Origin of the sequence: Alkalihalobacterium alkalinitrilicum (genome assembly GCF_002019605.1) — a bacterium.
GTDB lineage: Bacteria > Bacillota > Bacilli > Bacillales > Bacillaceae_F > Alkalihalobacterium > Alkalihalobacterium alkalinitrilicum.
Map to the genome: position 1 here is coordinate 22664 of NZ_KV917368.1, position 6786 is coordinate 29449.

Annotated in this window: 6 protein-coding genes; 5 read left to right on the plus strand and 1 reads right to left on the minus strand. The window is 37.2% G+C overall.

Annotated elements, in window-relative coordinates; genetic code table 11:
- Positions 1–413: 413 nt before the first annotated feature.
- From BK574_RS00115 to BK574_RS00135, 5 genes are all read left to right on the plus strand, one after another.
- Complete coding sequence (locus BK574_RS00115; RefSeq protein WP_142247841.1) at positions 414–2156, plus strand: 2-oxoacid:acceptor oxidoreductase subunit alpha; 1743 nt, start codon at positions 414–416, stop codon at positions 2154–2156.
- Positions 2157–3023, plus strand: a complete 867-nt coding sequence (locus tag BK574_RS00120) for a 2-oxoacid:ferredoxin oxidoreductase subunit beta (RefSeq protein WP_078426997.1) — start codon at positions 2157–2159, stop codon at positions 3021–3023.
- A gap of 403 nt (positions 3024–3426) precedes the next feature.
- On the plus strand, positions 3427–5040 hold the full coding sequence (miaB, locus tag BK574_RS00125; RefSeq protein WP_078426998.1) for a tRNA (N6-isopentenyl adenosine(37)-C2)-methylthiotransferase MiaB: 1614 nt from the start codon (positions 3427–3429) through the stop codon (positions 5038–5040).
- Positions 5040–5465: a YlbF/YmcA family competence regulator gene (locus tag BK574_RS00130; RefSeq protein WP_075385728.1), complete on the plus strand. Its 426-nt coding sequence runs from the start codon at positions 5040–5042 to the stop codon at positions 5463–5465. Before miaB ends, BK574_RS00130 begins: the two co-directional genes overlap by 1 nt.
- A 549-nt stretch (positions 5466–6014) precedes the next feature.
- On the plus strand, positions 6015–6503 hold the full coding sequence (locus tag BK574_RS00135; protein ID WP_238457900.1) for a reverse transcriptase domain-containing protein: 489 nt from the start codon (positions 6015–6017) through the stop codon (positions 6501–6503).
- Positions 6504–6538: 35 nt separating this feature from the next.
- Here BK574_RS00135 and BK574_RS00140 read toward each other — a convergent pair.
- Positions 6539–6786: tyrosine-type recombinase/integrase (locus BK574_RS00140; RefSeq protein WP_158211464.1), on the minus strand; the 248-nt coding region annotated here is incomplete at its 5' end.

The following is a 6786-nucleotide window of genomic DNA, read 5'->3' on the forward strand; positions in this document are numbered from 1 at the left end:
ACAAGGCTAACTTCTTAGTGTTTGTGCTTTTCAAGTGGAGGCACAAGTACTTTAGTTAGCCTTATTTTTGTGCATTTTTTTGTTTATTAAAAAAAAGTTTTAAAAAAAAATTAAAAACCTTTGAAGTAAGTAGTCATCTTTTGTTAAGATTATGACAAGATCGTGAACACAAAAAGTTCCGATTAATTTTGACAATGTTTAAGTTTTCACTATTTCGTAATATTTTTCCTTATAGGTCTTGCTTTTTCTTATGGATAGATTTATTATTGTAAGCGTTTAGTACATAATTATTCATCATGAGCATGACACGTAGGTTACCCATATAGTTCGCCTAGTGAATATTTAAAAAGGGATTTACTATGCAGATAGTGGAAACAGTCATACTCATTTATAACGCCAAAGGGGTGGAGAAAATGATCAATCAACTTTCTTGGAAAGTTGGAGGACAGCAAGGGGAAGGTATTGAAAGTACCGGAGAAATCTTTGCTATTGCACTTAATCGTTTAGGGTACTACTTGTACGGATATCGACACTTTTCTTCTCGTATTAAAGGTGGACATACGAACAATAAAATCAGAGTAAGTACAACGCCACTTAATGCAATTTCAGATGATTTAGATATTCTAGTGGCATTTGATCAAGAAACAATTGATGTAAACTATCATGAACTACGTGATGGCGGGATTGTTGTTGCTGATGCTAAATTTAAACCAACATTAGCAGCTGACTCTAATGCGACGTTGTATGCGGTTCCATTCACAGAAATTGCGAATGACCTAGGAACTTCACTAATGAAAAACATGGTAGCTGTTGGTGCATCAAGTGCAATCCTTGGTTTACCTGTAGAAGCTTACCGTGAAGTAGTTGAAGAAATTTTCAAGAAAAAAGGTGCGTCAGTTGTTGACAAAAATATGGAAGCTATTCAAGCGGGTGCTGATTTCTTTAATAAAGAAGCAGGTGGCCAAATTGAATCTCTTCAGTTAGAAAAAGCTGACGGAAAAAAACGTATGTTCTTAATCGGGAACGATGCGATTGGAATGGGTGCAGTAGCAGGTGGATGCCGTTTCATGCCTGCATACCCTATTACTCCTGCATCAGAGATTATGGAGTACCTAATTAAAAAGCTTCCTGAATTTGGAGGTACAGTAATACAAACTGAAGATGAAATTGCTGCTTGTACAATGGCGATTGGAGCTAACTATGCTGGTGTTCGTGCGTTAACAGCTTCAGCTGGCCCAGGTTTATCGCTAATGGCAGAAGCAATTGGCCTTTCAGGTATTACAGAAGTTCCATTAGTAATCGTTGATACTCAACGTGGTGGTCCGAGTACGGGTCTACCAACTAAGCAAGAACAATCAGATTTAATGGCAATGGTTTATAACACTCATGGAGATATTCCGAAAGTTGTTATTACGCCAAGTACAGTAGAAGAGGCATTCTACGATACAATCGAAGCGTTTAATATTGCAGAAGAATTTCAATGTCCAGTAATTATTGTAACTGACCTTGCTTTATCATTAGGTAAACAAACAGTTGAACCATTAGATTATAATAAAATTCAAATTCGCCGTGGTAAATTTGATTTTAATGAAGAGTTGCCAGAACGTGTAGATGGAGAATACTTCAAGCGTTACCTAGTTACAGAAGATGGTGTATCGCCTCGTGTAGCACCAGGAATGAAAAATGGTGTCCATCACGTAACAGGTGTTGAGCATGATGAGGCAGGAAAACCATCTGAGAGTCCTGAAAATCGTGTGGCCCAAATGGACAAGCGATTACGCAAATTAAATTCACTAGCTGACCGTTTCGATAATCCTGTATATGTTAATGCAGAGCACGAGGAAGCAGATCTATTAGTTATAGGAATTAACTCTACACGTGGAACAATAAACGAAGCAATGCCTCGTTTAGAAGCTGATGGAATTAAAGTAAACCATGCACATGTTCGTTTACTTCACCCGTTCCCGACAGAGAAATTAAAGCCATTAATGGATCGTGCGAAGAAAGTTGTTGTTGTTGAAAACAATGCTACAGCACAGTTAGCAAGTATTATTAAAATGAATGTTGGCGGAACAAACGTTGAAAGCATGCTTAAATATGACGGTAATCCATTCCTGCCATCAGACATCTACAAACAATGCAAGGAGTTGGTCTAAATGGCGACATTTAAAGACTTTCGTAACAAAGTAAAGCCAAACTGGTGCCCAGGTTGTGGAGATTTCTCCGTACAAGCAGCTATTCAACGTGCTGCTGCAAATGCTGGTCTAGAGCCAGATAGTCTTGCTGTTGTTTCTGGTATCGGATGTTCAGGGCGTATTTCGGGTTATATTAACTCATATGGTTTCCATGGTATTCATGGTCGTTCTTTACCAATTGCACAAGGTGTTAAAATGGCTAACCGTGAATTAACAGTTATTGCATCAGGTGGAGACGGTGATGGTTTTGCCATCGGTATGGGTCACACGATTCATGCTATCCGTCGTAACATCGACATTACGTATATCGTAATGGATAACCAAATTTACGGTTTAACAAAAGGTCAAACATCACCTCGTAGTGAGATGGGCTTTAAAACAAAGAGTACTCCAGGTGGTTCAATTGAGTCTGCATTAAACGTTATGGAGACAGCACTTACTGCTGGAGCTACATTTGTAGCACAAAGCTTCTCAAGTGATCTTAAAGAACTTACATCACTTATCGAGCAAGGGATTAACCATAAAGGTTTCTCACTAATTAATGTATTTAGTCCGTGTGTTACGTTCAATAAAGTAAACACATATGACTGGTTTAAAGATAACTTAACAAGTCTTTCTGCGATCGAAGGTTATGATTCGTCTAATCGTATGCAAGCAATGCAAACTTTAATGGAGACAAACGGTCTAGTAACAGGGCTAATTTATCAAGATAAAGAGAAGAAATCTTACCAAGAGTTAGTCACTGGATACGATGAGAATGGTCTTTCAAAGCAAGATTTGAAACTTGACGAGCAAAAGTTTAATCAACTTATGGCTGAGTTCATGTAATATAAACGATATGCAGGAATTAAGAGGCGTCCATTTTATTGGGACGCCTCTTTTAATATATCATAAAAAAGACACAATTTAAAGAAATTTCATGAAAATTCAAAATATTAGATTAACTTTAAGTTGTGAGGTTTATAAGTACAATTAAAGAAATTGTGTTAGTAGTGTGAGTCATAATGTAGTACAACATGCACATTGTCCTGTGCTTGTAGCAAAATAAATTACAAAAGTGCGTCATCATTCGATGGTGCGCTTTTTTAGTGTGTAGCGTCACTAGACGAAAGCTTAGGAGTGTTATTATATTCATATCAAATGTTGTCTACAATGATAGAAGAGTTTATAATATACACTTGTACGTCTACTTTTATATTTCTATGAAAACATTAAGAAAGGAGTTATTACGATGACGAATGACAATAACAATAAAAGTAAAAAGGTTTCCGCTCAGGACGTAAAATCCTCTAGTGGAAATAAAGCTAAAGATTATGGTAAATACTTTGACTTCTCAAATGCTAAAGTTACTGAAACTGAAGATGGTAAAAAAGTAATGAAAATTAGTGGTCGTAGTATATTGATAAGTGATCAACCGGACTACGCAAAAGGAAAACGCCGTGGTAAGGAAGATGTACAAGTTCACTACGACTTTAATATTCCAGAAGATATGAAAGATATTGGTGCGGGTAAATCTTTCTTAATTCGTACGTACGGTTGTCAAATGAACTCTCATGATACAGAAAACATGGCAGGTATGTTACTGGAGCTAGGTTTTTCTGAAACGGATGATACAAATAAAGCAGATATTATTATATTAAATACATGTGCGATCCGTGAAAATGCAGAAAACAAAGTTTTTGGTGAAATAGGGAACTTAAAACCACTTAAACGGGAAAGGCCAGAGTTGATCTTAGCAGTTTGTGGTTGTATGTCTCAAGAAGAGGGCGTAGTCAATCGAATAATGCAAAAACATCAGCATATCGATTTAATATTTGGTACTCATAATATCCACCGCCTCCCACACTTATTAAAAGATGCGATTTTCGGTAAAGAAATGGTTGTTGAAGTTTGGTCTAAAGAAGGCGATATCGTTGAAAATATGCCACGCAAGCGTCAAGGGAACACACAAGCGTGGGTAAATATTATGTACGGTTGTGACAAGTTCTGTACGTATTGTATCGTTCCTTACACTCGTGGAAAAGAGCGTAGTCGTCTTCCAGAGGATATAATCGCTGAAGTACGTGAACTAGCACGTCTAGGATATAAAGAAGTGACATTACTCGGTCAAAATGTAAACGCCTATGGAAAAGACTTAGAAGATAATGAATACGGCCTAGGAGATTTAATGGATGAGCTTCGTAAGATTGATATTCCTAGAATTCGTTTTACAACAAGTCACCCAAGAGATTTCGATGATCATTTAATTGAAGTTCTTGCTAAAGGTGGTAATTTAGTAGAGCATATCCATTTACCAGTTCAGCACGGGAACACGGAAATTCTAAAATTAATGGCTCGAAAGTATTCTCGTGAGCAATATTTAGAGTTAGCTGGTAAAATAAAAAAAGCGATCCCGAATGCGTCTTTTACAACAGACTTAATTGTCGGTTTTCCTAATGAAACAGATGAGCAGTTTGAAGATACACTTTCATTAGTACGTGAGATTGAATTTGACAGTGCCTATACGTATATCTATTCTCCTCGTGAAGGTACGCCAGCCGCGAAAATGGTCGATAATGTCCCGATGAAAGTGAAGAAAGAAAGGCTTGCTCGTTTGAATGCATTAATTAACGAAACTTCTGCAAAGAAAAATCTAGATTTTCAAGATAAAATTGTTGAAGTTTTAGTAGAAGGAGTAAGTAAGAAAAACTCTGAGATCTTATCAGGACGTACACGGACAAACCGTCTTGTAAACTTTAAAGCGCCTGAATCTGTTATTGGCGAAATTGTTTATGTAAAAGTAACAGATGCAAAAACGTGGTCGTTAGATGGAGAAATCGTTGAACTAGCAGAGGTGAAAGAATAATGGAAAAAGTGTACACTAAGGATGAAATTGTAACAAAAGCAAGAGAGTTAGCAGAAATGATTGCGGAAACAGAAGAAGTAGAGTTTTTTAAGAAAGCAGAAAAGCAACTTAATGAAAATGTAAAGGTTCAAGAGTTAATGGCAAAAATTAAGCGAACGCAAAAAGAAGCCGTTAATTTACAACACTATGGAAAAGCAGAAGCGTTAAAAAAAGCAGAAGAAAAAATTGACGCTTATCAAGATGAGATTGATCAAATTCCATTAGTTCAAGAATTTAAAAGTAGTCAAATGGAAGTCAATGGTATACTACAACTTGTTTCGACAACGATCTCTAATACTGTTACTGACGAAATCATAAAATCGATGGATGGCGATCTATTAAAAGGTACTACAACAAAAAGTCCTTTTAGTAGTGGTGGCTGTTAAAGCTAGATAGCAGAAGCTAACTCTTTACTTAGAGTTAGCTTCTTTTTTATGTGTGCCAGGCATGGCAACTATCTAGGTGGTGAAAGTCCACTGTGGGGGTACACATCGACCAACCACTAAGGAAGCGCAAGGTACTTATCGTGAGGTAAGGGCTAGAGGAAGCGTGGAATAAAATCTTGGCTCGACGAACAGAAATCTGATACCAAGGCTTTATAAAGGGATGAGGCTCCATGACAAGTCAAAGTCCAAAAGATGTGCGTAACTTTATAGAGTAAATCAGGCGAGTAAAAGAGGAAAGATAGTTGTCTTACCCTGGGAGATCTTGCGAATGTACATATGTACATTCGAAAAAGGTTAGTCGCAAGAAGTCAGCAGAAGCCATAGTAATGAGTGAAATCATGAAGGGCAGAACAATTTATAGTGTTTCAACGCCACGAATGCGTAAGTGACGAACTCCGAATATGTTAATGGTGAAAATATGAGCGTATCTCAAAGGATAACCAAAAGGGAGCTATTACTTACTACGTGAGAGGAAAAGGGGAAACGAGTGTGACACTTTTAGAACAGGTTTTAAAGAACCAAAATATGAATGAAGCATACTTGCGCGTGTATAAGAACAAAGGTGCAAGTGGAATTGATGGAGTAACAGTCGACGAATTAAAACAATATCTGAAAGAGAACAAGGATGAACTGAGAAAGCTCATAAGAACAAGAAAATACCAACCACAACCTGCCTTAAGAGTGGAGATCCCAAAAGAGACTGGAAAGATGCGCAAGCTGGGAATACCGACAGTAGTGGATAGGGTAGTTCAACAAGCCATTCATCAAGTGCTCAGTCCGATATTTGAAAAACAGTTCAGTGACTTCAGTTATGGCTTTAGAGCAAAAAGAAGTTGTGAAATGGCGATTACTAAAAGTTTGGAAATTCTGAATGATGGTTACGACTGGATAGTGGACATTGACCTGGAAAGATTTAGCGACATTAATTTAGGGCCAAATACAACCTTTAAGGTGAAAAAACTACTAAAATACTGTTAAATGCTAACTCTATCGCATGATTACTATTTATTTTGTTAAGTACCTGTTCGAATACCGTAAGGTGTCTGAAAAGAACTGATGGGGTCTCCCTTTAGCCCCATAATGGTGCGCATTTTTCTCATAGGGTGTTGCTTTGAAAGTTCTTTTAAATCAGTAATTGTGATATGTAAATAGATTTGAGTTGTAGATAAACTTTTATGTCCAAGTAATTTTTGAATGGACACCAAATGAGCCCCATCTTGAAGAAGGTGCGTAGCACAAGTGTGCCGCAATTCGTAATAAC